The following is a 24,834-nucleotide window of genomic DNA, read 5'->3' as shown; positions in this document are numbered from 1 at the left end:
GGCCTCGATGGCTACGACTAATGTCAGGTTCGTTACGACTAAAGTCGTTCGCGGCTGGCGCCATCTCTTTTCCGTAGAACGCAGAAGCGGATGCCCTTTACCTGCTCGGGCGACTCGGCGGTCACAAGGCGGCAGACGCTCTGCGACCGACAGGTCCCGCCCGGCCGGAGCATCGCCGCAGGAAATCAGGAGGGTTGTTATTGCAGGTTAGACAGCGGCAAAGAGCACAGTTAATAATGCGCTTCACATAAAAGATATCAAAAAAGTTATCAGCGATGAGAGAACAACACAGCAGGGCTGCACTAGCGCCGGACTGGTTTCTTCGCGTACGCCTGAAGTTACGCCATTTGCAGTTATTCCTGGCCCTGGAGGAGCATCGCAACCTGCACCGCGCCGCGGCCAGCCTGGCGATCAGCCAACCGGCGGCTTCCAAGCTGCTCGGCGATCTCGAGTCCCAGCTCGGCGTCACGCTCTTCGAGCGTCATTCACGTGGGGTCACGCCCAACTGGTACGGCGAGATCGTGATCCGTCACGCCCGCAGCATCCTTTCCGAGCTTCATCACGCCGGCGAGGAACTCAACGCCCTGCGCGCGGGCAATGCCGGCGTGGTCTCGGTGGGCACGGTGATGGCACCGGCGGTGACGATCCTCGCCAGCGCCATCCAGCGGGTTCATCGCGAACTCCCCGGGCTCAAGGTGAGCGTCGACGTCGACGTCAGCAAGTCGCTGATTCCCCGGCTGATGGAGGGCGAATTCGATTTCGCCATCACCCGCATCCCCGAGGGCTTTCCCGCCGAGCAGTTCGTGTTCGAGGAGATCGGCGAGGAGGAGATCTGCTTCGTGTGCCGCGCAGGGCATCCGCTGGCCGGCCTGGCGATACCCGACCTGGCCGACATAGCCGCCTATTCCTGGTCGTTGCAGCCCAGCGGCGCGCTGATGCGCCAGCGTGTCGACCACCTGCTGCTGCAACACGGCGTGCTGCCGCCCGGGCAGATCATCGACACGCCGGATATCCTGGTCTCGCTGGCGCTGGTCGCCAAGTCCGACACCCTGACCGTGACCTCGCGTCAGGTCGCCGACCTGCTGTGCGCCCCGCAACACTTTCGGCTGTTGCCGTTCAGCGAATCGTTGAGCGTCCAGCCCTACGGGCTGGTAAGCCTGCGCAAGCAGCGCCTGTCGCCCGGCGCCGGGGCGCTGATGAGCACCCTGCGCGAACTGATCGCCCACCAGCGCCGCATGACCTGAAGCGGGCGGCGCCGGCGGCGACATACAGGGCCAGACGGCGCTGGGCCCCTGGACTTTCGATACCACCGGGGTACTGGGCTACTCCGGCAGCGACGGTCACGCCCGCGTGCGGGGGTTCCCCGAATGGATCACCCTGCCGAGCTATCAGTCCCTGGCCATGGGGCGGCTGTGGCATTTCTTCTTCGCCTGGCTGTTCGCGGGCGCCGGCGCGCTGTTCGTGGTGTACGCGCTGTTCAGCGACCACCTGAAACGTGATTTATGGCTACCCGCGTCCCAGTGGCGCGGCCTGGGGCGCGACGTTCTCGATCATCTGCGCCTGCGCTTTCATGCCAATCGCGGCGGCTACAACGGCTTGCAGAAGCTCAGCTATCTGGGAGTGCTGTTCGTGGCCCTGCCAGTGATGATTCTGACTGGCCTGTGCATGTCGCCCACGTTCAACGCGGCGGCGCCCTGGCTACTCGACCTGTTCGGCGGTCGCCAGAGCGCGCGCTCGATTCACTTCATCGTCGCCGGTTCGTTGATCCTGTTCCTGATCGTTCATCTCGTGATGGTGCTGCTGAGCGGGCCGTTTCGGCAGGTGCGCGACATGCTGACCGGCGGCAGACGCGACGTGACGTGACGCCTGTCGAAAGCAGAGGGGGCACTCATCATGAAACGCAATGATGCCGCATTCCATGGCCGCAGACGCTTCCTGCAACGCGCGGCGCTGAGTGTGGCGACGCTGGGATTGGCGGGTTGCGATCGGCTGTCCCGGAACGATCAGGTCGTCAAAACGCTGGGCCTGGCCGAACGGCTAAACCTGCGCGTTCAGCGCTTTCTGGCCGGCGAGCGTGGCCTGGCGCCGAAATACCCGCCATCGATGATCGACGCAACCTTCCGCCCCAACGGCTCCACCGACCCGCAAGCGCCGCGCTATCGCCAGCTCGCCGCCGGGCAGTTCCGTGACTGGCGCCTGGAGATCGGCGGGTTGGTCGACGCCCCCCTGTCACTGTCGCTCGCCGAGCTGCAGGCGATGCCGGCCAGAACCCAGATCACGCGTCACGACTGCGTCGAAGGCTGGAGTGCCATCGGCCAGTGGCGCGGCCCGCTGCTGACCGACCTGCTCGAGCGTGCCGGCGTGCAAGCCGAGGCGCGCTATGTGGTGTTTCACTGCATGGATCAGTTGGGCGGCGAGGACTATTACTACGAGAGTCTGGATCTGAGCGAAGCACGTCATCCGCAAACGATCCTAGCCTACTCGCTCAACGATGCGCCGCTACCGATCGCCAACGGCGCGCCGCTGCGGCTTCGCGCGGAGCGTCAATTGGGCTACAAGATGGCGAAATATCTCTCCGCCATCACCCTGGTCGGCGATTTCGACGACATCGCCGGTGGCAACGGCGGCTATTGGGAGGATCGCGGCTACACCTGGTATGCCGGGATATAGCCGGCACCCGCTATCGGCATCGTCGATACGCTTGACAATCTTTCACGATCAACTGAACTCAGACGGTCGGAGCTCCCAGAAAATCAAACTTGATATCAGCCCCCTTACACGTCAGGAGCAGCCCTCATGCCAGCCACACGTCATGCCATCCGCACGCTTCGCCAGGCGCTACTCGGCCTCACCATCGGTTGTCTCGCGAGCGGTGCCCTGGCAGCTCAGGACACGCCCAAGAACCTGCGCGGCACCATCACCAAGCTCAGCGGCGACGGCTTCACCGTCGAGTCGGTTACCGACGGCAGCAGCCATCGGGTGACGATCGGCGACAACACCCGGCTCGCGGCCGTCAGTGAGAGCAGTCTCGACGAGATCGAGGAAGGCACGTTCATCGGCACGGCCAACGTGCCCGGTGAAGATGGACAACCCGCCAGGGCACTGGAAATGGTGATCTTCCCGGACTCCATGAAGGGAACCGGAGAAGGCGACTACCCTTGGGACATGCCGCGCGGCGCCACCCAGAGTGGCTCGGGTGGCGAGAAACTTGGCGGCAGCGGTAGCGGTTCGACCATGACCAATGGCACCGTCAGCGCCAGCGACGCCAAGAGCGGCGATACAGGCGGCAAGATGGGCGGCGCCTCAAGCGGCTCGACCATGACCAACGGCACCGTGGATAACGCCGCCGACGAAGACGGCATGATGACGCTGACCGTCGACTACGGCGACGGCAGCAAGCAGATCCGCGTACCGAGCGACGTCCCCACCGTGATGGTCAGCAAGGGCTCCAAGGACGACCTCGAAGCGGGAGCTGCGGTCTTCGTCGCCGGCGACCTCAGTCAGGATCCGATCCAGGCCAAGGCGGTGATCGTCGGTCGTGATGGCACCGTGCCGCCGATGTAATTCGGCCATCGGTCCCGGGGCCGGATCATTCAGTCGTCGTGGAACGCCTCGACCGACTCGCGCCGGCCGAGCAGGAAGGCGTCGGCGACATGGCGCAGCGGCGCGACGTCGACGTCCGACTCGCCGCTGGCGACGAGCTTGGCGAAGCGCGCATAGAGCGCCGGGTATTCTTGCTCATCGCCCGTCGGCTGGCGCTCGCCGCCGATATACAGCGCGCTGCCGCCCTTGCTCAGGGTCAGCCGCCCGGCATCGGTATCGACGTGGATGTCCCAGGTCTGCGGGCCGGTCTGGCGGAAGTCGAAGTCGGCGCGGATCGGCGTCTCGGCAGCGTCGCTGAAGCTCAGTTGCGCGGCGATCGGCGCCTGGCGATTTTCCGGCACCTGGAGCGTCGCCTCGCGCAGGTGGAACGCCTGCGGCAGGATCGCGGTGGCAATCGACAGCGCGTTGATGCCGGGATCGAACACGCCCATGCCGCCGGGCTCGAAGATCCACGCCTGGCCGGGGTGCCAGACGCGCACGTCTTCCTTCCATTCGATCTCCACACCGCGGATGGTGCGCCCGGCCAGCCAGTCGCGGGCCGGCGCCACGCCCGGTGCATGCCGCGAATGCCAGGTGGCGAACAGCGTGCGTCCGGCCGCCTGGGCCTGACGGGCCAGGTCCTCGACCTCGCTGAGCGTGGCGCCGGGCGGCTTTTCGAGCATCACGTGCTTGCCGGCGGCCAGCGCCTGCCTGGCCTGGGCGTAGCGCACCGTGGGCGGCGCGCACAGCGAGACCGCGTCGAGCTCGGGCATCGCCTCGAGCATCGCTTCCAGCGACAGGAAGTTGGCGACCCCCGACAACGCCGCGTTGCGGCTGGCGATGGCCACCAGCTGGTAATCGGGACTGGCCTCGAGGGCGGGCAGGTGCTGGTCGCGGGCGATCTTGCCCACGCCGACGATGCCGATCTTCAGGGGAGTCATCGCAAGGTACCTTGGCAGTGAAAATTGCCATCACCTTAGCGGGGGCGCCGCGAGGGTGCCAATACCGATCCCGGCATGCCGCGATCATCCTTGGCGTATGAACCCGCCATGGGGCGGCGGGAATTCACAGCCGTTCGAGGTAGCCCGTGCCGCCGAGCTGGCGCATCTGGCGCTGAATCCACTGGCTGCGCTGGAGCGTCGCCGAGGAGGGTCGAGCGGCACTGCGCTCGCGCGGGGCGGGCAGAATGGCCGCCAGCCGGCTGGCCTGGGCGACGCTGAGTTGGTCGGCGGAGACGCCGAAATAGTGCTGGGCGGCCGCTTCCAGGCCGAACACCCCGCTATCCCATTCGACGATGTTGAGATACACCTCGAGGATCCGCTGCTTGGTCCACAGCGTTTCGATGAGCACGGTGAACCAGGCTTCCAGGGCCTTGCGCAGCCAGTCGCGGCCAGTCCACAGGAACAGGTTCTTGGCGGTCTGCTGGCTGATGGTGCTCGCCCCGCGCAGGCTGTCGCCGGATTGCCAGGCGGCGATCGCCTGGCGCAGTTGCCCGAAGTCGAAGCCGTTATGGTCGGGAAATTTCTGGTCCTCGGCGGCGATCACCGCCAGCTTGGCGTTATCCGACAGCCGTTCCCAGGGCATCCAGGCCTGGCGAATATCCAGCGACTCGCCGTCGATCCACGCTTCCACCTTGCGCTCGACCATCACCATCGAGCCGAACACCGGCACCACGCGAAAGAACATCACCAGGGCCAGCGAAGCGAGGACGAACGCAGCGATACCCAGCAGCAAATAGCGCAGCAGCCTGCGTGACCAGGGGTGAGACATGCAATGGCGATCCCGTGCGTGCGAAGACCCGGCGAGTATAACAACACACGCCGCCGCGGCGGCGAACGGCAACCAACGCAACGCGCCCAATCCCCATGGCGACTCAAATTCGAATACAGCATTGTGGGAGTGCGCTTGCCTTCGATGGGATGCAAGTTTCCATCGCGAAACGGGCCGCTAGCGTAGCGTCACACTGGCGTAGGTCGGCTCGCCCTGCGCCTGGGTCAGTGCCAGCACTGCGCTCGACAGCGGCTCGGCGGGTGGCGCCGAGAGGGACATGCGCACGCGCAGCTCACGCTCGCCCGGAGTATCGCGCGCCTGGCGGGAGTCGATTCCGTTGCGCTCGTCGCGTGGCGGAACGCCGAAATACTCGCGATAGCACTTGGAGAAGTGCGGCGTGGACACGAAGCCGCAGGCCGAGGCGACCTCGATGATCGACAGCGCGGTCTGCTTGAGCAGTTGACGCGCCCGGGTCAGGCGCAGCTTGAGGTAATAGCGCGACGGCGAGCAGTTGAGGTACTTCTGGAACAGCCGCTCGAGCTGACGCCGCGAGACGTCGACGTAGCTGGCCAGCTCGTCGAGGCCGATGGGCTCCTCTAGATTGGCCTCCATCAGCGCGACGATCTCCAGCAGCTTGGGCTGGGTGGTGCCCAGCACGTGCTTGAGCGGCACCCGCTGCTGATCCTGCTCGTTGCGCACCCGATCGTAGATGAACATCTCGGAGATGCCCGCGGCCAGTTCGCGGCCGTGGTCGCGGCCGATCAGGTTGAGCATCATGTCGAGCGGCGCGGTGCCGCCCGAGGCGGTGAAGCGGTCACGATCGATCGAGAACAGCCGGGTGGTCAACGGCACCCGCGGAAACGCCTCCTGCATCGCCGCCAGGCACTCCCAGTGGATGCTGGTCTCGTAGCCGTCGAGCAGCCCGGCCTTGGCCAGCGCCCAACTGCCGGTGCACACCGAACCCAGCCGTCGCGAGAGCCGCGACTGAGCCTGCAGCCAGGCAACGTGCTCGCGAGTCACGCCGCGATGCGGGGCAACGCCGCCACACACCACCACCCAATCGAGCGACAGCGGAATGTGCGTCGCCGCGTCGGGGGTGATCTGCAAGCCGTCGCTGGCCCGCACCAGCTCGCCGTCGTGGCTCAACGTGTACCAGCGGTAGAGTTCGCGACCGGCCAGTTGATTGGCCATGCGCAGCGGCTCGATGGCCGAGGCCAGCGAGATCAGGGTGAAGTTTTCCAGCAGCAGGAAACCCAGCGTCTGGGGGACAACGGCCCGTGCGGCCGTCGACGATGCCTGTACAGCCTGGGAAGATGCCATCTGCGATCTCCTCTTCCACGGGTCCGCCCTTCGGTTCGCGCCCAAGGGTCCTGTTGTAATTGTTAGCAGTGTCAATCGCCCACTGCGTCAAGATCATCGCTGAACGCGACATTCCTGCAGTTCATTCTTGCGGACAAGCGGAGTCAACGCACTCATCAACGACATCCATGTCGCAAAAAGACATGACAAGGTCGCTTCCCGCGTCGCGTGTGGCAAACCATCAGCAAGGGCGCCGCACGTCGCCGCCGTAGCGCCACTCGCCGATGGTCGTGATTGACCGCCATGCGCGCCGACTCCATGCTCGAATAGACCGTGACACGTTGCCCGCCACGTCTGGCGAATCCGACGGCTCTCGAGGCGAAGGCTGGGCGAGGAATCATAGAAGGGAGGTCGCCATGACCGACCACGCGCCGCGCAGCCAGCTCGCCACTCACCGGGTCGACAATCAGCCGCCCGCGCCCCGTGATCGCGATCTTTTCGCACTCGATCAGCCGCTGCGCGAGGCGCTGGCCCGCGAAGCCCCCGACTGGGTGGCGCGGCGGCTCGAGGCGCTGGGCGCGGCGGTGGGCAGTCGCGAGGTCCAGGCCCTGGGCGAAGCCGCCAACCGTCACCCGCCCGAGCTGCGGCTGTTCGACCGCCACGGCCGGCGCCTCGACGAGGTCGTCTACCATCCCGCCTATCATGAACTGATGCATCTGGCCTTCGACAACGGCTGGCACGCCGTAGCCTGGGAGGAGGAGCACCACGGCGGGCACCAGGCGCATGTCGCCGCGCTCTACCTGCTGACCCAGGCCGAGCCCGGCTTCTGCTGCCCGCTGACCATGACCCATGCGGCGATTCCCGCGCTGCGCCGCGAACCGCAGGTCTGCGACGAGTGGCGGGGCCGGCTGCTGGCCTGGGATTACGACGAGCGCGCGGTGCCCGCCTGGGAAAAGCCCGCCGTCACCCTGGGCATGGCAATGACCGAGAAACAGGGCGGCAGCGACGTGCGCGCCAACACCACCCACGCCGAACGCGCCCGCGACGGCTACCGACTGACCGGCCACAAGTGGTTCTGCAGCGCGCCGATGTCCGACGCCTTCCTGACCCTGGCGCAGACCGACGAGGGCTTGAGCTGCTTTCTGGTGCCCCGCTTCACCCCCGACGGCCAGCGCAACGCGCTCGAGCTCCAGCGGCTCAAGGACAAGTGCGGCAACCGCGCCAATGCCTCGGCGGAGATCGAATTCCGCGACGCCTACGGCGAAGCGGTCGGCGAGCCCGGCCGCGGCATTCCCACGATCCTCGAGATGGTCCAGCAGACCCGACTCGACGCCGCCACCGCACCCGCCGGCATGATGCGTCAGGCGCTGCTCGAGGCCTGGAGCCACGTGAGTCAGCGCCAGGCTTTCGGCCGCACGCTCGGCGAGCAGCCGCTGATGCGCCGGGTGATCGCCGACCTGGCGCTGGAAAGCGAAGCCAGCCTGGCGCTGGTGATGCGTACCGCGCGAGCCTTCGACACCCCCGGGAACGCCCACGAGCAAGCCCTGGCGCGGCTGCTTCCGGCACTCGGCAAATACTGGCACAACAAGCGTGGCCCCGGGTTCATGGCCGAGGCCATGGAGTGCCTGGGCGGCATCGGTTATGTCGAGGAAACGCCGCTCGCGCGGCTCTACCGCGAGGCGCCGGTCAATTCGATCTGGGAGGGTTCCGGCAACGTGATCTGCCTGGACGTGCTGCGGGTGTTCGACCGCCATCCGGAATGCTTCGATGCGTTGCGCGAGGAGCTCGCCACGGCGCGCGGCTTGTCGCCGGCGTATGCACGGGCCGTGGCAGCGCTCGAAAACGCGTTCGGCGAACCGCGCGCAACGCTCGAGGCCAACGCCCGCTGGCTGACCCAACGCATGGCCCAGTGCCTGCAGGCCGCGCTACTGCTGCAGCATGCGCCCAGCGAAGTCAGCGACAGCTTCTGCCGCAGCCGCCTCGGCGACACCGTCAGCCCGGTCTATGGCGTGTTGCCGATGGACACGCCGCTGGACGCGATACTCGCGCGCATCGAATCCTGAAATCTGCCTCAGCCGATCAGCACCCGCAGCGCCAGTGCGATCAGCAACACGCCGGTGATACGGTTGATCCAGTGCGCGCGGGCCTGCAGCCATGGCAGCACCGTGGAGTGCGACAGTGCCAGCGCGACCATGACGTACCAACCGCCGTCGATCAGCGTCGCCGTGGCGACGATCAGCGCCTTGGCGGGCCACGCCATGTCGGCGCTGACGAACTGACTGAGCAGGGCGACGAAGAACAGAATCAGCTTGGGGTTGCCCAACGCCACCAGCACGCCGTCTCTGGCGGCCTGGGCCGGGCCGCTGGCGGCGCCCTGTGCCTCCAGCGTGCCGCCGCGCCCGGCACGCAACGCCTTGATGCCCAACCAGGCCAGATACGCCGCGCCGCCCCAGGTGATCACCATGAACAGCATCGGCTGACGGCTGATCACCGCGCCCAGCCCCCACACCGTCAGCAAGGCGTACAGCCCCACACCCATGGCATGGGTGAGGCCGGCAATCACCCCTGGAGTACGCCCGCCGCCCAGCGTATGGCGCAGCACCATCGCCAGGCTGGGGCCGGGCGACATCGCGCCCAGCGCACAAACGGCGGCGAGCGACAGCCATAGCGTCAGCGGCATGCGGGGCTCATCCCTCTTGCCTCACGCTACTTCTTCAACGGTGGAATTGGCCGGACGCTTCCGGCTGCCAGAGGATCGCGTCGATGCGCAGCGTCTGCCGGCTGCCGTCCACGCGCGGCCAGCTTACGCAGTCGCCGAGACAACGGCCCAGCAGGTCGGCCCCCAGGTCGGTGAACACCGACAGGCCATCCTGGACGCTGTCCAGCGAATGCGGGAAGACCAGCGTGCAAGTGACCGAACGCGCGTCGCCCGGGTCGGTCAGGCGAATTTGCGTGTTCATGCTGACGACGCTGGCGGGCAATTCCTGCGGATCGAAGACGATCCCCAGATCGAGCTTGACCTGGAGCGTGCCGGTCAATCGTTGCTCGTCGATGTCGTCCATTTCGTCGATCAAGCGTTGCAGGCGTTCGGCGTCCAGACGGTTCAAGGTCATCGCACGGCGTAGCATATAGAGACTCCTTCTCTTGAATGCCATGAGCGTTAGCGCGAAAAAAACAGCCCGCCCTCGCTGGTTACTACGGGAAATGGACTGCTATCGCTCATCATAAGCCTGAATGCCAATCGAAGTCAGGCCCGGCCATTCAACCAAGGATCAATGGGCAGTCGCCCCACCGTGACCGATCGGAGGCACAAAAAAGGACCGGCACCCCCGAGGGAGCGCCAGCCAAACAGGGATGCAGAGATGCATCGCCATCATTCTAAAGGCGCAAAAATGTTCGCAATTGCCGGAAATGGCCCCGTTTACAAGGGCAAATTAATTCAATCGGGCGTCCGAGAATAATCAATGAAAATATAATCTTGCAATACGCCTCGCAGCCCATGAGCAACAGGATCCTGCTCTCCGTCGTGCCCGACAGGTCGGCACCCGGTCACGAACACTTTCGATGCCCGCTTCGTGAATACCGTTGCGGGCCCTTGAAATCCTTGAATGTAACCCAATGTATACTAACGTAAGAAGCAAGGGCACGTGACACCCTTGCACTGCAAAGGAGAGCACCAGGGACAAGCTGCAGAGAACGACGGAAACGGCCCACCATCATCCGAGCATCGTCTATTGCCGGCGTGCATCTTTTCAAGGCTTGGTTAGCCTGTCACAACGAACTGGCCCATCATGCCCGTGTCCTCATGTTCAAGATTATGGCAGTGGTACATGTAAGGCAGATATGGATCACTGTAATCCGTAAAGCTCAGAAGCACGCGTACCCGCTCGCCAGGATTGACGACCACCGTATCCTTCAGTCCCCTCTCGTTCCGTGCAGGCGGCAAGCCATTGCGATCGAGTATTCGGAACTGGACATCATGTACATGGAACGGATGAGGTACCATGCTGGTGTTACTCATCTCCCATATCTCTGTGGTTCCTAAACGGACAGTTTCATCGATACGGTTGCGATCCATCCGTTTTCCATTGATCGTCATGCCCATTCCCAATACGAACGGGCGAGTGCCGATCGCCTGAGCAGGATCGGGCGGATCCAGGGTGACGAGACGACTGGGCAGCGCCGCGACGCGAGCGCGTTCGAAATCGGGCTGGATACGCAAGACATCGAACACCTGTTCACTGCCCACCGGGCCGCTTCCCGAAGAGACGGCGCGTAGCACGACGGGGCGACCATCGCTTAAATCAACAATGACCTGAGCGCGCTCGCCAGGTGCGAGACTGATGCGCGAGACATCAAGCGGGCGCTCCAGAAGCCCGCCATCGGTGCCTATCTGGCTGAACAGGCGCGCGTCGCTGAAACCCAGCGAGTAGAAACGGGCATTGGATGCATTGATAACTCGCAAGCGTAGTTTTTGGGTTTTTGCCTCAAAATACGGGTTCAAACCGCCGTTAACGAGCATGACGTCACCCATCACGCCCATCATCATGCCGGAGTAGAACAGCGAACCGTCATCGTCGAACGCGCGATCCTGCAGGGCTAGCGGAATGTCGTCCACCCCGTATTCGCTCGGCAGGCCCAGGCGCCCGGTCTCCTCGTCGTCCACGTAAATCAGTCCGGCAAGGCCCTGGTACACCTGCGGACCGGTGACGGGCGGCAAATGGGAGTGATACCAGAACATCGAGGCGCGCTGTTTCACCTCGAATTGTGGCGACCACGTGGCACCATCCTTGATGATCTGATGAGGCCCCCCATCGGCATAGGCCGGTAGATGAAAGCCATGCCAATGCAGCGTACTGTTCTGGCCGAGCTTATTGGTGACGTTGAGTCGCACGGTATCCCCGGCCCGCATCTTTAGCGTCGGGCCGAGATAGCTGCCGTTGATACCCAGCGTGGGCGTATTCACTCCATCGTAAAATTGGGTAGTACCCTTGTGTAGATTGAGGTCGTACACCCGGACCCCGTCCCGGTTTTCCCCACCAAGCACGGGCGGAACAGCAAGCGGCTTGAGAGAGGCGGCAAAAGCAGGTCTACCAAACAATAGCTGTTGCAAGCCCCCATAACCGGCCATGCCCGCGACCAGCGTTGCCGCGCTTCCGCCAAGGAGCAAGTTCTTGACGAGATCTCTTCTTGTAAGCATCCGTTTATCCGTTGATTGATGCGAGATCAGGGAAACAGGCCGGTCAAGCCGGGGCACCCCGAAAATAGTGAAGGAAGAACGGCACCGGTCGAGCAAGGCCGCTTACCGCTGGGAAAAGCGCTAGCTTAAACCTTTGCCTGGCCCGAAGGTCAAGTGCGTTGGACCACTTCAGCTCGCCTGGTGCCATGACAAGCTGGGGTATTGACATTAAAGTCAGCTTTAAAGTTATCGTAGGCAATGCAGCCTCAGCCCTTGGCGTCGGACGAAAAAGCCAGGGAGCGCTTTCCTGAAGGCCGGGATGAGCAGACACCGTACCTGCGTGTGGTCCGCCAGCCCAAGCAACCAACAGAAAGGTCAGGTGGCGCGGTTTGCACCGGGTTGCCTGAAATTTCGCTGAGGAGGTACTGATGACGACTTATAGTATCGGGCAGCTGGCCGAGCGCTGCGGCGTTGCCACCCAGGCGATCCGCTACTACGAGCAAGAGCGGCTCATGCCGAACCCCCAGCGAACGGAATCCAACTACCGCCGCTATCCCGAGGAGCATGTGGCCAGGCTGCGGTTCATTCTTCAGGCCAAGCAATGGGGTTTTACCCTCGATGAGATTCGTGAGTTGCTGATCCTGCAGGATGCCAACGGCGACCGGGCACAAGCCAAGCGGATTGCCGAAGAGAAGCTGGCCAAAGTTCGAGAGCAGATCAAGCATCTTTCTAAGATCGAGTCGGTGCTTTCAAGGACGCTCTTTGAATGCTCAGGAGAAGGACCCATGCAGGAAGGGTGTCCCATTGTCGAAGCGATCACCGACGGCAAATAAAGCCTCTGCGCCTTTCTCTCTGGGCTTGGCGACGAACCTTCTTAACGTAAGCGATACTACCAGGAGTTCTAGATGACCGAGCGTGTCGATATCAGTATCCGGGGCATGTCCTGTGCTTCCTGCGTCGGTCGCGTGGAACGCGCCCTCAAGAAGCAATCCGGTGTCACGGATGCGCAAGTGAACCTGGCGACTGAAAAGGCCACGGTTACTTTCGAAGAGCATGCCAATCCCGGCCAGGTAGCCCATGCCGTTGAAGAGGCTGGCTACCAACCCGTCGTTGAAACCGCTGAGATTCCCATTATCGGCATGACCTGCGGTTCCTGTGTCTCGCGGGTTGAGCGTACCCTCGAGAAGCTGCCAGGTATTGTCCAGGCCAGCGTGAATCTCACCACGCAAAAGGCTTTTGTACGGTTCCTGCCCGCTGCGGTAACGTTGCCACGCATTCATCATGCCATTCGCGATGCCGGCTATGAGCCGCAGGACCAGGGAGAGAGTACACAGACCGAGCGCGAAGACCAGGAAGGCGTCCAACTCCGCAACAAGGTACTGATTGCGGCGCTATTTACGATTCCGGTCGTGATTATTGCCATGGGCAAGATGATACCCGCGCTTGAAGCGATTCTCACCAGCATCATGCCGTATCGAGGCTGGATGAGTATCGAGTGGTTGCTGACTACCCCGGTCCAGTTCTATGCCGGGGCGCGTTTCTATCGCGCCGGCTATGCGGAACTGCGACATGCGAATCCAGGAATGAACAGCCTGGTCATGATTGGTTCGAGTGCCGCCTACTTTTATTCTGTGGCCGCGCTTCTGATTCCCGGCTTCTTCCCGGCTGGGACCGCCGAAAGCTACTTCGAGGCGGCTGCGGTCATCGTCACGCTCATCCTGCTGGGCCGTTATTTCGAGCATGTCGCCAAGGGTCGCACCTCCGAAGCGATCAAGAAACTGCTTCAGCTACAGGCAAAGACGGCCCGCGTTATCCGTGACGGTGACACAGTCGAAGTGCCGATCGAGGCCGTTGTGCCCGGCGATCGCATTTTGGCTCGCCCGGGTGAGCGTATCCCGGTCGATGGCGTCGTCGAGGAAGGCCACTCCTACGTCGACGAATCGATGATCAGCGGCGAACCGGTGCCTGTCGCCAAGCAGAAAGACGCCGAAGTCGTCGGCGGTACGATTAACAAGAACGGCGCGCTGACGTTCCGCGCCACCCGAGTCGGTGCCGACACGGTACTGTCGCAAATCGTCAAGATGGTGGAATCGGCGCAGGCCGAGAAGCCGCCGATCCAGAAGCTGGCCGACAAGATCGCCGGAATCTTCGTGCCAATCGTACTCGCGATCGCGGTGATCACCTTTGCGGTGTGGTTCGGCTTCGGGCCAGCCCCGGCGCTGTCGTTTGCCTTTGTCACCACTGTCAGCGTACTGCTGATTGCCTGCCCCTGTGCCATGGGCCTGGCGACGCCAACCGCAATCATGGTGGGGACCGGCAAGGGCGCGGAAATGGGCGTACTGTTCCGCAAGGGGGCGGCGCTCGAGACGCTGGCCAAGGTGGACACGATCGTGCTGGACAAGACCGGCACGTTGACCATGGGGCGCCCCGAGCTGACGGACTTCGTTGTGCTCGAAGGGCAGGAAAACGACGTGCTCCGCTGGGTCGCCGCGGTCGAAGCGCAAAGTGAGCATCCCATTGCCGAAGCGATCGTACGTGGGGCGAAAGACCGGGGCCTAGATCTGCCATCCATCAGCCACTTCCAGGCCGAACCTGGCTTTGGCATCGAGGCCGAGGTCGACGGACACAAGCTCAATGTGGGCGCTGATCGCTATATGAGCCGGCTCGGCATCGAGCTAGGCAAAAAAGCGGAAGAGCGTGCCAATGCGCTTGCCAGAGAGGCCAAGAGCCCGCTGTATGCGGCAGTCGATGGCAAGCTTGCGGCGATAATCGCTGTCGCCGACCCGCTCAAGGAGGGCTCGGTTGAGGCTATTGCGTCACTCCAGGAACAGGGCCTGAATGTAGCCATGCTCACCGGTGACAATCGCGCCACGGCCGAAGCCATCGCCAGGCAGGTGGGGATTCAGCAGGTGCTCGCCGAAGTGTTGCCGGACCAGAAAGCAAACGAGATCAAGCGGCTGCGGGCCGACGGCCATAATACGGCGTTCGTCGGCGACGGCATCAACGATGCGCCGGCATTGGCGCAAGCCGACGTGGGCATTGCTATCGGTACGGGTACCGACATCGCGATCGAGGCCGGCGACGTCGTGCTCATGCGTGGCGATCTGAGAGGCATCGTCAATGCCACGGCTCTATCCAAACGCACCCGCAAGACGATTCTTTCCAACTTCGCCTGGGCTTATGGCTATAACGTGGCATTGATTCCAGTAGCGGCAGGGGCGCTGTATCCGTTCACCGGCTTTTTGCTCAACCCGATATTGGCAGCTGCGGCCATGAGCTTATCCAGCATCTTCGTCCTGACGAACTCTCTGCGGCTGCGTCGTTTCCAGCCTCAAGAAAATGCACCTGACCCGAGGGCTAACAATGAGGAACCTGCCCTTGAATACTCAGCCTAGTTCTAGACGTTGAAACGAGGGAAAAGTGCTGAATGGTATTTCCTCCAGCCTTATTAACCCCTCCGGGAGAAAACACGACCATGCGTAACCTTTTTGTCATGTTGCTAATTGGTCTGCTAAGGCCGGGCACTAGCCCCTGATTGGCTTGCAGCAAGGAAAAGGCTTGACCTTAAAGTTCGCTTTAAGGCTATTGTAGGCAATGCATCATTCAACCCCAACGTGAGGATAGCGTGATGGCTTTGCAGCTTGGAGAAGTAGCACCCGATTTTACAGTGGAATCAACGGAAGGCACCGTCAGCTTCCATGAGTGGCTTGGTGATAGTTGGGCCGTGCTGTTTTCCCACCCGGCCGACTATACGCCTGTCTGCACGACGGAGCTTGGCGCGTTTGCCCAGCGCAAAGGCGAGTTCGACAAGCGCGACGTCAAGCTGATCGGCGTTTCCGTCGACCCGCTGGACTCCCATGCCGGCTGGGCGAAGGACATCGAGACCACTCAAGGGACTTCTCTCAACTATCCGCTACTGGCTGACGAGGATCGGGTGGTCGCAGAGCTTTACGGGATGATTCATCCCAAGGCCGACCCCAAGGTGACGGTACGCACCGTTTTTATCATCGACCCGGACAAGAAGATTCGTCTGACCCTGACCTACCCACCCAGCACGGGTCGCAATGTCGATGAAATCCTGCGGGTCATCGATTCGCTGCAACTGACCGGCAAGCACAAGGTGGCAACCCCGGTGGACTGGCAGAACGGCGAAGACGTCATCATCGTCCCCTCCGTGTCGGACGAGGAAGCCAGGGAACGCTTTCCTGAAGGCTGGGATGCGCAGACATCGTACCTGCGTGTGGTCCGCCAGCCCAAGTAACCAACAGAAAGATCAGGTGGCCCGGTTGCACCGGGTTGCCTGAAGTGTCGCTGAGGAACTCTTGATGAAAACCTACAGTATCGGGCAACTGGCCGAGCGCTGCGGCATTGCCACCCAGGCGATCCGCTACTACGAGCAAGAGCGGCTCATGCCGAACCCCCAGCGAACGGAATCCAACTACCGCCGCTATCCCGAGGCGCATGTGGCCAGGCTGCGGTTCATTCTTCAGGCCAAGCAATGGGGTTTTACCCTCGATGAGATTCGTGAGCTGCTGATCCTGCAGGATGCCAACGGCGACCGGGCACAAGCCAAGCGGATTGCCGAAGAGAAGCTGGTCAAAGTTCGCGAGCAGCTCAAGCATCTTTCTAAGATCGAGTCGGTGCTTTCAAAAACGCTCTCCGAATGCTCAGGAGAAGGGCCCATGCAGAAAGGATGCCCTATTATCGAGGCAGTAGTTAAGAATGACGTTGCTGCGCCAAGAATTGCTTGTAAACCGTCCATGTTAAAGGCATGACTTACCGGCAACGTTGTGGATCAGGAACGGCATTTTGACGGCATGCCTTATCTAATCATTAACTACCACCAAGCAAGTTTGCTGGCCTTCAGGAGTATTTTAAAACCTGCTGCTGCGAAACATAGCCCTAACCTGCTAAATTAATAGAGATGGTGAAATGATGGGAAGTGACGCATGCACCTGGGGAATGGTTGGACTTGGTCTGATAGTCATTCTTCTGGTGGTGGCGCTGATACTCGGCATTGCTGCGTTAGTTAAATATCTGTTTTTCAGTAAACCCCGGAAAAGCGCCGAGTAGGTTGATGAATATTGACGCAGTCGAGAGGCTTAGCCTCATGATAAGAGGGCGTATGGCACACAAGCTGCGTTTACAGCAGAGGCTCGTCTGGGGAGCTTCGGCACTAATTGGCCTGGCTGTTCTCTACTGGGCGCTGATGGAAACAGGGGCTTTATCAATACTCGCAGACAAACAAGCGTTACGTGAGTGGGTCAATCAGCTTGGCCTCTGGGGGCCACTGGCTATTATTGGGCTGATGGTAGGGGCCATTGTTATGAGCCCAATCCCCAGCGGGCCGATTGCCATGGTGGCTGGGGCTACCTATGGCCCTTTCTGGGGAACTCTCTATGTGGTCATCGGTGCCGAGGCCGGTGCTCTAATTGCCTTTTGTATTGCACGCTTACTTGGTTATGAGGCGGCTAACCGCTGGTCACATATTAGACCTGTGCTGACCTGGCTAGGCAAAGAACGCTCGCAAACGGGAATAATGCTGATAGTTTTTGCATCCCGATTGGTGCCGTTCATTTCATTCGATGCCGTCAGTTACGCGGCGGGCCTCACACCGCTTGCTTTTTGGCGATTCTTGGTGGCCACCTTGGCTGGCGTAATTCCGACAGCGTACATGATCGCCGCGTTCGGCGAAGCGTTCATCACTGCCGACTCCAGGGGAATGACAGTTATCCTGCTTTTGATTAGTGGAATTACCCTTTTACCCATCTTGACGAAGCTGGTTTGGGTTTGGCAGCGCAACCGAAAGAATCGCTCAAGTTGACGAGATGAAGGGACTGCCGTTCTCAGCTTAAATAACGTCACTCAGGATAGATTATTCCATGCTCGTCAAAATCATTCCTGAGCTAGGACTCTTTGCGTTGATCGTGGCATTCTACGCTAACCAACAAGACAGAGGAAAGACAAATGCTGCAATACCCCACCATTGATCCTGTGGCTATCGCCATCGGGCCGATTAAAGTCTATTGGTATGGGCTGATGTATGTGATCGGGCTGGCTGCCGCCTGGTGGCTTGGGCGTCGGCGTGCCCACCGTATAGGCTTGAGTCACGATGACGTAGGCGATCTCATTTTTTATGGTGCTGTCGGCATCATAGTGGGAGGACGCGTTGGCTACGCCTTGGTGTATGGGTTCGATCAGCTACTTGCCAACCCTTTATGGTTATTCAAGATATGGGAAGGAGGAATGAGCTTCCATGGCGGGCTCATCGGGGTACTTGTTGCCGCCTTACTGTTTGCTCGAAAGCACCAATTGGCCTTTTTCCAGCTTACTGATTTCATAGCTCCATTAGTGCCAATCGGCCTAGGGGCCGGACGTATCGGAAACTTCATCAACCATGAACTGCCTGGACGCGTCAGTGACGTCCCCTGGGCTATGGTGTACCCATCAATGATGGGGTTTGGACCAGAGCCGCGTCATCCTTCATCGCTTTATGAGTTCGCCTTAGAGGGCGTTGTCATGTTTGTTGTGTTGTGGTGGTTCTCGAGCCGTTCGCATCAACGCGGCATGACATCCGGTCTGTTCCTGGTGCTCTATGGTAGCTTCCGCTTTGCTGTGGAGTTCGTACGTCGGCCCGATCCTCAATTAGGTTTTATCGCCTTTGATTGGATGACCATGGGACAGCTACTGAGCCTGCCCATGATTCTTGCAGGCCTGGTACTAATGGCTTGGGCTAGGCGTCGGCCGTTTGGTAGCGAGAACAGGACAGTATCTTCATGATAAGTAACTATTCAAATGGTTTCGAGCAAGCATCGCCAATCAGCTGATTTATCTTGCATAGCGTCTCGAGACATATAGTGTCCCGAGACATATCACGCCATTCGGTGACATGGCCATCAGCGACATAAACACCGGCAAAGCCTACGAGAGGAATTATTTTATGAATATTAAGAAAACCGGCATATGGTCAGGAATAATCGTGGCAGTCATAGGCTTATTCGTGTTCATTGCCAGCAACGATAACAAATCATCACCGCAGGCCGCATCAAAGGCCTCGCAGGGTTCAATGGCTCCCGACTTTGATTTGCCTTCGTCTGACGGCAAACGAGTCACGCTATCAAGTTTTAGAGGTAAACAAAACGTGCTTATCTATTTCCACGAAGGGTTGTCATGTGACGCTTGCATGCAGCAAATGCCGGAGCTGGATAAGTACCTGTCTGACTTCAATAAAATGGATGTCAAATTGCTTTACGTCGCACTGGACTCACCAGAGGCAATGAGCAAAGCCAGTTCGCGTTACGGTTTGAAGTCACCTGTCTTGTCATATCAAGACGCCCAAACCGAGCAAGACTATGACCTCTTGCCCTATAGCATGGGTATGGGCCGGCGGGCCGGGCATACATTCGTGTTAGTCGGCAAGGATGGCAAGATTCTGTGGCGCAAAGACTACTGGCCGAGCGTTGGCATGAGCGTGCCTGGCGGCAGGATGTTTGTGCCTGGTTCAGAAATCCTGTCTGAGGTTCAAAAAGTGCTGGGAGGTAGCTCATAGTGGATGTCGGCAGTGCTTCAGCGCTTTTAACCAGCGCATCGTTAATTGTCGCTTTTTTCGGCGGTGCTATCATGCTGTTCGCGCCGTGCTGCATCACGCTGATGCTGCCGGCTTATCTGGGTACGGTGTTCAAATCGCGCTCCAAGGTGATTTTCTTGACATCGGTATTCGCGCTGGGGATTGCCTCGATCATTCTGCCTATCGTGCTGGGAGCCCGTTTCCTGACCTCCTTTTTCTCGGCGTTCCACCCCTATGTCTTTGCGACCGGCGCTTTGTTGATGATTGGCATCGGGGTCATGACCTTGTACGGTAAAAGACTCAAAATGCCGTTCGTCAGCCGGTTGCAGTCACCGCGGGTGACCAACGCGGCGTCTGCTTATTCGCTGGGAGTCGTGTCAGGCATTTCCAGTGCCTGCTGCGCGCCGGTGGTGCTGGGTGCCTTGACGCTGGCTGCCATTTCGCCGACTCTTCTGCAGGCCGGTGCCGTCGGTTTGGCCTATACCTTTGGCATCGTTTTCCCGCTGTTCGTGCTCGGCCTATTTTACAAGCAAGGCCTGTGGCGTAAGAGCCAGAAACTGCAAAAGAGCCAGGTTCGGCTTGGCAGCCTGACGGTTCCGCTCTCCAACTTTCTGTCGTTCATTGTATTTACATTGGCCGGTGTTTCTTTCCTGATCTTGTCGTTACTGGGATGGAATACGGCGAGTTCGTTTTCTTCGGAGTTTTCTATCAAACTCAAGAGCTGGGTGGACGTTCTTGCTGGGGCTGTTGAAAAAGTACCGTTTGGCGAGGCGCTTTTCGGGTTGCTGCTTATTGCGCTGCTTGTATTTTTGGTTCGTTTGGTTCGAAGGGAGCTGAAACAGCCCGATGACGACGAGAGCGGAACACATGTATGACATGGCAGTAATCGGCGGCGGCCCAGCCGGCATGATAGCGGCAACGACCGCAGCGCGGCGTGGCCTGAAAGTGTTGCTGGCCGCCGATTCGTTACAAGGTCAGCTGGGCAAAATCGACCAAATTGAAAACTGGCCCGGAGAAATGCGCGTAACCGGCAGCCAGCTGGCAGCGAGCTTCGCAAAACAAATAACGGAACCTGGAAATTCTATAGATTGCCGGAAATCAACCGTAGCCGGAATACGGAGGGCAGGCCAGCTGCTAAAGATTACGTTAGCTGACGGGGATACGGTTACAGCTAGAACTGCCATCATAGCGACGGGAGTCCGGCATGGAACACTAGGTCTGCCGGGCGAAAAGGAGCTTTCAAGCAAAGGTGTCTCGTACTGCGTGACCTGTGATGGTCCGTATTTCAAAGGTAAAAAGGTGGCGGTCATCGGCAGGCCGGAGCAGGCTTTGGCCATGGCGCAGCAACTGTCCCGCATCGGTGCCTACGCCTATCTTCTGCAATCGCGGCCGGTTCAGCCAGCCTTCAGTTATGATAGGGTTACTTTGCTGCCAAAAGGTCGGCCAGTCGAAATTATCGGCGATCAAAAGGTTGCTGCTCTCAGATATCATGGGGATCACTCTAATAATATGACTGAAGAACTGCCGGTCAGCGGCGTTTTCATAGCTGCTGAGTGCATGCCCAATACCGAATTCACGGATGGCATACTAGACTTGGACGAAGATGGGCATATTAGTGTTGACTGCCGGACTATGGCCGCGTCCGTGCCCGGCGTATACGCCGCCGGTGACGTTACAAGCGGACCGCACAAACAAATTACGACGGCCGTCGGGGACGGAGTCAAAGCCGCCCTTTCAGCCACGCAGTATATTGATACGCAACTTAAACGGGAGATTAAATCATGATTATAACTTTAGTAAGCCCGCCTGACTGCCAGAATTGTGCCGAGCTGCAGGCTGAGATCGATGAGTTAAAAAATAGATATTCGGAACTCGAGGTGGCGCATATTGACGCCTTATCGCCGGAGGGTGAAAAACTGGTACTGCAACACGGCATCCTGGCAAGTCCGGGCGTGCTTGTTGACGGCCAGTTTTTTGGCATGGGGGCTATTTCAATAGAGAAACTCGAATCACATATCACGACAGGCAGTTGATGCCTGACGACCCCCACGAGTTTTGTGCTACCCATCGCCCAAGGTCTACCTTTAGATCGCTTTCTGGCTGGAGGACCTCACGACGCTGCGCCAGAATGCGCCCGGCTGTGCCGCTGGCTTGGGGTAACGTGGCGAAGGGCGCCATGGCGGTGCTTGTATTGTACCATTCAGTGAACTCCCGGACCCACGCTTGCGCCTAGGCCAGGGTGCAACGCCGTCGACGGGAAAGCCCGGCCGGTACTGCAGCATCTTGAACAACGCGACCTTCAACAACGCGACCTTCGAGGCCATCGGCCTACCGGCACCGACCGCACCCCGCTTGCTAGTGCCAATTTTTACAACGCATTTCAAGGTTAATCAGTAACTTACGCCCCTCTGTCGAACTCAAGGGAAGATAAAAGCCGAGGCAAAAAAGCGCCTAAAACTCCTTGACTCTAAAGCCTACTTTAAGGATATGCTTTGAGTAAGGCTACCGGTCCCGCCTAGCCCGAATGTTGCATCAGGTGCCGTGATGATCGCGCAGATAATTGGTTTCACAGAGGTTTTTCCGATTGAGCGCCGTACCGGGGTGTACGGTCGAGTAAGGAAAAATTGACTGTGGAATCAAAGAGCAAGCGAGGGCGCGAGCGACCTGGTGCAATATCCGGGCTACCAAACGCAGGAGATAATACGTTGACCTGCAGGCAGGGCTTAGGTTATAGGCTAAGGGTGTAGTGCTTGATATAGTGAAAGCCTTTTCGGGGCGATGCACTACTCCCTGGTGAAGGAAAAGGCCAAACCAAGCAGCGAGGGGTTTGTCATGCGAAAGATGCGCAATATAGTACTCACAGCCACAGTGATGACCGTTAGCACCTTTGGGGCTAGTTCACTCTTCGCGCAGGAAAATGCGCAGAACGAGGAAGGCCAGCAAGGCAACATGATGCAAGAAGGCGGTGGCATGCAAGGCAACATGATGGGCATGATGAAGCAAATGAATTCCATGATGGAGAAATGTAACGACATGATGGAAAAACAGAAAAACGACACTAGCGCCTGATTGGGCTGGCTGCTCTGTGGCTTCGCCTCGGGGCAGCCTGCTTCTAGATATCACAGTGGGGCATAATGCATGAAAAATATTGCTATGCTCCGTTATCTACCTTATCTGCTTGTTCGCTCCAAGAAACCGACACAGAGTTGCGAATACGGGCAAGCTACGCACTGGCACAATCGCAACGGACAATATCGCAACGGAAAATAGAGAAGCCACCACTAGCATTAGTGAAAGACCCAAAAGTTTTGCTCAATGGTATTTTAGACAAGCTGCAACACTATATTTATATCCAGCTTGCTATATAAGCAGAGCTGGATAAATATTAATTTGCTAGAGAGACGATCAATGAAACACGTCAAGACGATAGCCTTCACTGCCCTGCTGATGCTCCTGTTCCCCTTGTCAGGTCTCGCTGCAGTAACGCAGGCTACCCTCTACAAGAGCCCGAACTGCGGATGCTGTGCCGCGTATGCCGATTATCTAGAGAAAAATGGTTTTGATGTCGAAGTGATCGATACCAATGACTTGGCAGAGATCAAGGCAGAGTACAACATTCCTGAAAAGCTTTACGGCTGCCACTCTACGCTGATCGATAACTACGTCTTCGAAGGCCATATCAATGTCGAAAGCATCAAGCAGGTGTTGGCAGAAAAACCGTCTATCAAAGGCTTGAGTGTACCCGGCATGCCTCTTGGGGCACCGGGCATGGGAGGCGAAAAACAAGGCCCTATCGAAGTCTATACCTTATCATTTCAACCTACCAATTCACCTGAAGTTTACGCCACTTATTAATATCGGCATCGGTAGTTGCTGCCACTTCCCCTTAAGCGGGCCGTAGCCATCGTGTGCCTGATAGCGGCGGCATGGCCGGAGCCAAGCTTGACGCTGTGGCGATTCCGACGACGTTACTGATCGATCGCCCATGTCGAAGATATCGGGCGCCTGGTGGTCGCCACTAGGTGGGATAGCCCGGAAATGACCGAATTTCTCAAAGAAATTATTGATCTTTCAAAAGAGGTATCGCTATGAGCTGCTGTGGTGGCAACAAGCCTAATCAAGGTCAAGAAAAATCTGGATTCAAAAGCCTGATATCAGGCCCGCGCCGCTTATGGATCCTGGGTGCCGTAATCGTGGCTGGCGGTCTCGCCATGGGTTGGGACCAATTAGTCATACTCGGCATGGCCCCTATTCTGCTGGCACTATTGCCATGTCTGCTCATGTGCGGCGTAATGTGCCTGACGAAATGCAAGAAGGACAAGAAAGGCGAGTCTGCCAGCCAGAGTGAGACGGCAGCACAGCAGGCCCACGCTGACATGTCCCCCACTACTACTAAGAAAACATTCTAGCCCGAATATTGCCCCCGTACCGTGCCGTTCATCCCGGCACCCGCTTGCAGGTCAGCTTCCGGAAGAGCCACTGCTGCTCCTTGATGCGGTTCTCCATATCGCCGCGCGGGTAGTAACGACTGGCCCGCTGTTCGAAGCGACACAGCGTCGACTGGCTGGCCAGCACGCCGTCGGTATCGACCGCGGTCTGCAAAGCGATATCACGGCGCAGATGATCGTTGAGGTCTTCGTGGCCCAGCACCAGGCTGAAGAAGACGCGCTGCCGGAGCGTGGTCTCCGCCCGGTGCCGGCAGGGCGAGAGGCACGGGCGTCATCGCGACGGGCGATCCTGCTGGCGGAGCAGGAACACACCTTTCTTGGAGGTGAACTCACCGCTGTCGAAACGAGCAGTGACATGGCGGCCTTTGCAGCGTGGAAACGAGGCGGTGGGCGTGGTACATTTCGTCATAGCGGCTGTGGTCGGTGATTCTTGGTTAGGCTCTTGAATCATAACCGATTTTCAGCCGCTTTTTCATATCTGAGGAAATATCCGGGATGAGATCTATCCGATGAATGTAAAAACAGCCCTGGCCATCGGCCTTATACCAAGCACTCTTCTCATGGGTGCTTCCCTTGCTCAAGCGCACTCGGCGTTGAAAAGCTTTTCACCCGCGAATGGCGCCACGATCACCGAGGAGCCAGCCAAGCTCGAACTGCAGTTCACATCTCCCCTCCTTCTTACATATGTCGCCCTGACGCCGCAGGGTCAAGAGTCCTTGTCGCTCGAGGTACCCGAGCGCCAGTTACAAGCCGACTATGCACTGCCGTTACCAGCACTCGAGCCTAACCACTACAGCGTCGAATGGCGCTCGATGTCCAAAGATGGCCATAACATGAAAGGAAACTTCGAGTTCAACTTAAAGAAGCAATGTAAGCGCTCCACAAACCCCATCTTCTGCCGCTGAATAGTGTCCGTCAGACTGGTGTCACCCGATTCCAAGGAGGACACCATGACTGACCTGACCTCGACACAGGCCTTCTGGCTGGGC

At 59.4% G+C, this 24,834-nt stretch carries 24 protein-coding genes and 1 pseudogene; 18 read left to right on the top strand and 7 right to left on the bottom strand.

Features of this window, described 5'->3' with window-relative positions; genetic code table 11:
* Window positions 1–275: 275 nt before the first annotated feature.
* From K7I12_RS11875 to K7I12_RS11860, 4 genes are all read left to right on the top strand, one after another.
* Window positions 276–1,244 carry a LysR substrate-binding domain-containing protein gene (locus tag K7I12_RS11875; protein WP_231664229.1) on the top strand — a complete coding sequence of 323 codons (969 nt, stop codon included), beginning with the start codon at window positions 276–278 and terminating at the stop codon, window positions 1,242–1,244.
* 106 nt (window positions 1,245–1,350) lie between these two features.
* Entirely contained in the window at window positions 1,351–1,863 is a 513-nt protein-coding gene (locus tag K7I12_RS11870) for a cytochrome b/b6 domain-containing protein (protein ID WP_231664228.1), read from the top strand.
* 30 nt (window positions 1,864–1,893) lie between these two features.
* Window positions 1,894–2,670 carry a molybdopterin-binding protein gene (locus K7I12_RS11865; protein ID WP_031384320.1) on the top strand — a complete coding sequence of 259 codons (777 nt, stop codon included), beginning with the start codon at window positions 1,894–1,896 and terminating at the stop codon, window positions 2,668–2,670.
* 126 nt (window positions 2,671–2,796) lie between these two features.
* Window positions 2,797–3,564, top strand: a complete 768-nt coding sequence (locus K7I12_RS11860; RefSeq protein ID WP_231664227.1) for a hypothetical protein — start codon at window positions 2,797–2,799, stop codon at window positions 3,562–3,564.
* Between the two features lie 29 nt (window positions 3,565–3,593).
* On the opposite strand, the gene K7I12_RS11855 is transcribed toward K7I12_RS11860, so the two are convergent.
* The 3 genes from K7I12_RS11855 to K7I12_RS11845 form a co-directional block, all read right to left on the bottom strand.
* Complete coding sequence (locus tag K7I12_RS11855; RefSeq protein ID WP_231664226.1) at window positions 3,594–4,523, bottom strand: Gfo/Idh/MocA family protein; 930 nt, start codon at window positions 4,521–4,523, stop codon at window positions 3,594–3,596.
* A gap of 124 nt (window positions 4,524–4,647) precedes the next feature.
* Window positions 4,648–5,352, bottom strand: coding sequence for a monofunctional biosynthetic peptidoglycan transglycosylase (mtgA, locus tag K7I12_RS11850; RefSeq protein ID WP_231664225.1), 705 nt, complete (start codon window positions 5,350–5,352; stop codon window positions 4,648–4,650).
* A 177-nt stretch (window positions 5,353–5,529) separates the two neighbouring features.
* Complete coding sequence (locus tag K7I12_RS11845; protein WP_231664224.1) at window positions 5,530–6,672, bottom strand: GlxA family transcriptional regulator; 1,143 nt, start codon at window positions 6,670–6,672, stop codon at window positions 5,530–5,532.
* A 395-nt stretch (window positions 6,673–7,067) separates the two neighbouring features.
* Between K7I12_RS11845 and K7I12_RS11840 the strand changes: the two genes are divergently transcribed.
* Window positions 7,068–8,714, top strand: coding sequence for an acyl-CoA dehydrogenase family protein (locus tag K7I12_RS11840; protein ID WP_231664222.1), 1,647 nt, complete (start codon window positions 7,068–7,070; stop codon window positions 8,712–8,714).
* A gap of 8 nt (window positions 8,715–8,722) precedes the next feature.
* Here the strand turns inward: K7I12_RS11840 and K7I12_RS11835 are convergent, their stop codons facing one another.
* The 3 genes from K7I12_RS11835 to K7I12_RS11825 form a co-directional block, all read right to left on the bottom strand.
* Window positions 8,723–9,331: a LysE family translocator gene (locus K7I12_RS11835; RefSeq protein ID WP_231664221.1), complete on the bottom strand. Its 609-nt coding sequence runs from the start codon at window positions 9,329–9,331 to the stop codon at window positions 8,723–8,725.
* Window positions 9,332–9,365: 34 nt separating this feature from the next.
* On the bottom strand, window positions 9,366–9,779 hold the full coding sequence (locus K7I12_RS11830) for a GreA/GreB family elongation factor (RefSeq protein ID WP_231664220.1): 414 nt from the start codon (window positions 9,777–9,779) through the stop codon (window positions 9,366–9,368).
* A gap of 635 nt (window positions 9,780–10,414) precedes the next feature.
* Window positions 10,415–11,851 carry a multicopper oxidase family protein gene (locus tag K7I12_RS11825; RefSeq protein ID WP_231664219.1) on the bottom strand — a complete coding sequence of 479 codons (1,437 nt, stop codon included), beginning with the start codon at window positions 11,849–11,851 and terminating at the stop codon, window positions 10,415–10,417.
* 407 nt (window positions 11,852–12,258) lie between these two features.
* Between K7I12_RS11825 and K7I12_RS11820 the strand changes: the two genes are divergently transcribed.
* The 12 genes from K7I12_RS11820 to K7I12_RS11760 all read left to right on the top strand — a co-directional run bounded on the left by K7I12_RS11820 (window position 12,259) and on the right by K7I12_RS11760 (window position 23,252).
* Entirely contained in the window at window positions 12,259–12,663 is a 405-nt protein-coding gene (locus tag K7I12_RS11820) for a heavy metal-responsive transcriptional regulator (protein ID WP_231664218.1), read from the top strand.
* Between the two features lie 72 nt (window positions 12,664–12,735).
* Window positions 12,736–15,225, top strand: a complete 2,490-nt coding sequence (locus K7I12_RS11815; RefSeq protein ID WP_231664217.1) for a heavy metal translocating P-type ATPase — start codon at window positions 12,736–12,738, stop codon at window positions 15,223–15,225.
* Window positions 15,226–15,458: 233 nt separating this feature from the next.
* Window positions 15,459–16,091, top strand: a complete 633-nt coding sequence (locus K7I12_RS11810) for a peroxiredoxin (protein ID WP_231664216.1) — start codon at window positions 15,459–15,461, stop codon at window positions 16,089–16,091.
* Window positions 16,092–16,155: 64 nt separating this feature from the next.
* Window positions 16,156–16,605 (top strand): heavy metal-responsive transcriptional regulator, encoded by a 450-nt coding sequence (locus K7I12_RS11805; RefSeq protein WP_051907485.1) that lies wholly within the window; start codon window positions 16,156–16,158, stop codon window positions 16,603–16,605.
* Between the two features lie 350 nt (window positions 16,606–16,955).
* Complete coding sequence (locus K7I12_RS11800) at window positions 16,956–17,654, top strand: TVP38/TMEM64 family protein (protein ID WP_031384333.1); 699 nt, start codon at window positions 16,956–16,958, stop codon at window positions 17,652–17,654.
* A gap of 143 nt (window positions 17,655–17,797) precedes the next feature.
* The gene (gene lgt, locus K7I12_RS11795) at window positions 17,798–18,610 is read left to right on the top strand and encodes a prolipoprotein diacylglyceryl transferase (RefSeq protein ID WP_031384334.1); all 813 of its coding nucleotides are present in this window, start codon (window positions 17,798–17,800) and stop codon (window positions 18,608–18,610) included.
* Window positions 18,611–18,770: 160 nt separating this feature from the next.
* Complete coding sequence (locus K7I12_RS11790) at window positions 18,771–19,379, top strand: peroxiredoxin family protein (RefSeq protein ID WP_160171097.1); 609 nt, start codon at window positions 18,771–18,773, stop codon at window positions 19,377–19,379.
* Window positions 19,379–20,272, top strand: a complete 894-nt coding sequence (locus tag K7I12_RS11785; protein ID WP_231664215.1) for a cytochrome c biogenesis CcdA family protein — start codon at window positions 19,379–19,381, stop codon at window positions 20,270–20,272. The genes K7I12_RS11790 and K7I12_RS11785 overlap by 1 nt, the downstream gene beginning before the upstream one ends.
* Window positions 20,265–21,182: an NAD(P)/FAD-dependent oxidoreductase gene (locus K7I12_RS11775; protein ID WP_269438658.1), complete on the top strand. Its 918-nt coding sequence runs from the start codon at window positions 20,265–20,267 to the stop codon at window positions 21,180–21,182. The genes K7I12_RS11785 and K7I12_RS11775 overlap by 8 nt, the downstream gene beginning before the upstream one ends.
* Entirely contained in the window at window positions 21,179–21,430 is a 252-nt protein-coding gene (locus K7I12_RS11770; protein ID WP_231664214.1) for a hypothetical protein, read from the top strand. The genes K7I12_RS11775 and K7I12_RS11770 overlap by 4 nt, the downstream gene beginning before the upstream one ends.
* A 745-nt stretch (window positions 21,431–22,175) precedes the next feature.
* Window positions 22,176–22,466: a hypothetical protein gene (locus tag K7I12_RS11765; RefSeq protein ID WP_231664213.1), complete on the top strand. Its 291-nt coding sequence runs from the start codon at window positions 22,176–22,178 to the stop codon at window positions 22,464–22,466.
* A 339-nt stretch (window positions 22,467–22,805) separates the two neighbouring features.
* Window positions 22,806–23,252, top strand: coding sequence for a DUF411 domain-containing protein (locus K7I12_RS11760; RefSeq protein ID WP_031384340.1), 447 nt, complete (start codon window positions 22,806–22,808; stop codon window positions 23,250–23,252).
* Between the two features lie 674 nt (window positions 23,253–23,926).
* Here the strand turns inward: K7I12_RS11760 and K7I12_RS11755 are convergent.
* Window positions 23,927–24,104: pseudogene (locus K7I12_RS11755) on the bottom strand (transposase); the annotation flags it as partial.
* Between the two features lie 250 nt (window positions 24,105–24,354).
* Between K7I12_RS11755 and K7I12_RS11750 the strand changes: the two are divergent.
* A complete protein-coding gene (locus tag K7I12_RS11750) occupies window positions 24,355–24,750 on the top strand; it encodes a copper resistance CopC family protein (RefSeq protein ID WP_231664212.1) in 396 nt (131 codons plus the stop codon).
* The last annotated feature ends 84 nt before the right edge of the window (window positions 24,751–24,834 follow it).

This window comes from Halomonas sp. IOP_31 (assembly GCF_021151495.1).
GTDB lineage: Bacteria > Pseudomonadota > Gammaproteobacteria > Pseudomonadales > Halomonadaceae > Modicisalibacter > Modicisalibacter zincidurans.
This window is presented reverse-complemented; position numbering and strand designations above follow the sequence as displayed.

Excerpts from the sequence above, each read along its gene's own strand:
- K7I12_RS11845 (WP_231664224.1), bottom strand. The coding sequence starts at position 6,672 with ATGGCATCTTCCCAGGCTGTACAGGCATCGTCGACGGCCGCACGGGCC.
- K7I12_RS11820 (WP_231664218.1), top strand. The coding sequence starts at position 12,259 with ATGACGACTTATAGTATCGGGCAGCTGGCCGAGCGCTGCGGCGTTGCC.
- lgt (WP_031384334.1), top strand. The coding sequence starts at position 17,798 with ATGCTGCAATACCCCACCATTGATCCTGTGGCTATCGCCATCGGGCCG.
- K7I12_RS11830 (WP_231664220.1), bottom strand. The coding sequence starts at position 9,779 with ATGCTACGCCGTGCGATGACCTTGAACCGTCTGGACGCCGAACGCCTG.
- K7I12_RS11840 (WP_231664222.1), top strand. The coding sequence starts at position 7,068 with ATGACCGACCACGCGCCGCGCAGCCAGCTCGCCACTCACCGGGTCGAC.
- K7I12_RS11805 (WP_051907485.1), top strand. The coding sequence starts at position 16,156 with ATGAAAACCTACAGTATCGGGCAACTGGCCGAGCGCTGCGGCATTGCC.
- mtgA (WP_231664225.1), bottom strand. The coding sequence starts at position 5,352 with ATGTCTCACCCCTGGTCACGCAGGCTGCTGCGCTATTTGCTGCTGGGT.
- K7I12_RS11800 (WP_031384333.1), top strand. The coding sequence starts at position 16,956 with ATGGCACACAAGCTGCGTTTACAGCAGAGGCTCGTCTGGGGAGCTTCG.
- K7I12_RS11810 (WP_231664216.1), top strand. The coding sequence starts at position 15,459 with ATGGCTTTGCAGCTTGGAGAAGTAGCACCCGATTTTACAGTGGAATCA.
- K7I12_RS11775 (WP_269438658.1), top strand. The coding sequence starts at position 20,265 with ATGTATGACATGGCAGTAATCGGCGGCGGCCCAGCCGGCATGATAGCG.
- K7I12_RS11860 (WP_231664227.1), top strand. The coding sequence starts at position 2,797 with ATGCCAGCCACACGTCATGCCATCCGCACGCTTCGCCAGGCGCTACTC.
- K7I12_RS11875 (WP_231664229.1), top strand. The coding sequence starts at position 276 with ATGAGAGAACAACACAGCAGGGCTGCACTAGCGCCGGACTGGTTTCTT.
- K7I12_RS11790 (WP_160171097.1), top strand. The coding sequence starts at position 18,771 with ATGAATATTAAGAAAACCGGCATATGGTCAGGAATAATCGTGGCAGTC.
- K7I12_RS11765 (WP_231664213.1), top strand. The coding sequence starts at position 22,176 with ATGCACTACTCCCTGGTGAAGGAAAAGGCCAAACCAAGCAGCGAGGGG.
- K7I12_RS11770 (WP_231664214.1), top strand. The coding sequence starts at position 21,179 with ATGATTATAACTTTAGTAAGCCCGCCTGACTGCCAGAATTGTGCCGAG.
- K7I12_RS11855 (WP_231664226.1), bottom strand. The coding sequence starts at position 4,523 with ATGACTCCCCTGAAGATCGGCATCGTCGGCGTGGGCAAGATCGCCCGC.
- K7I12_RS11825 (WP_231664219.1), bottom strand. The coding sequence starts at position 11,851 with ATGCTTACAAGAAGAGATCTCGTCAAGAACTTGCTCCTTGGCGGAAGC.
- K7I12_RS11865 (WP_031384320.1), top strand. The coding sequence starts at position 1,894 with ATGAAACGCAATGATGCCGCATTCCATGGCCGCAGACGCTTCCTGCAA.
- K7I12_RS11815 (WP_231664217.1), top strand. The coding sequence starts at position 12,736 with ATGACCGAGCGTGTCGATATCAGTATCCGGGGCATGTCCTGTGCTTCC.
- K7I12_RS11835 (WP_231664221.1), bottom strand. The coding sequence starts at position 9,331 with ATGCCGCTGACGCTATGGCTGTCGCTCGCCGCCGTTTGTGCGCTGGGC.
- K7I12_RS11750 (WP_231664212.1), top strand. The coding sequence starts at position 24,355 with ATGAATGTAAAAACAGCCCTGGCCATCGGCCTTATACCAAGCACTCTT.
- K7I12_RS11760 (WP_031384340.1), top strand. The coding sequence starts at position 22,806 with ATGAAACACGTCAAGACGATAGCCTTCACTGCCCTGCTGATGCTCCTG.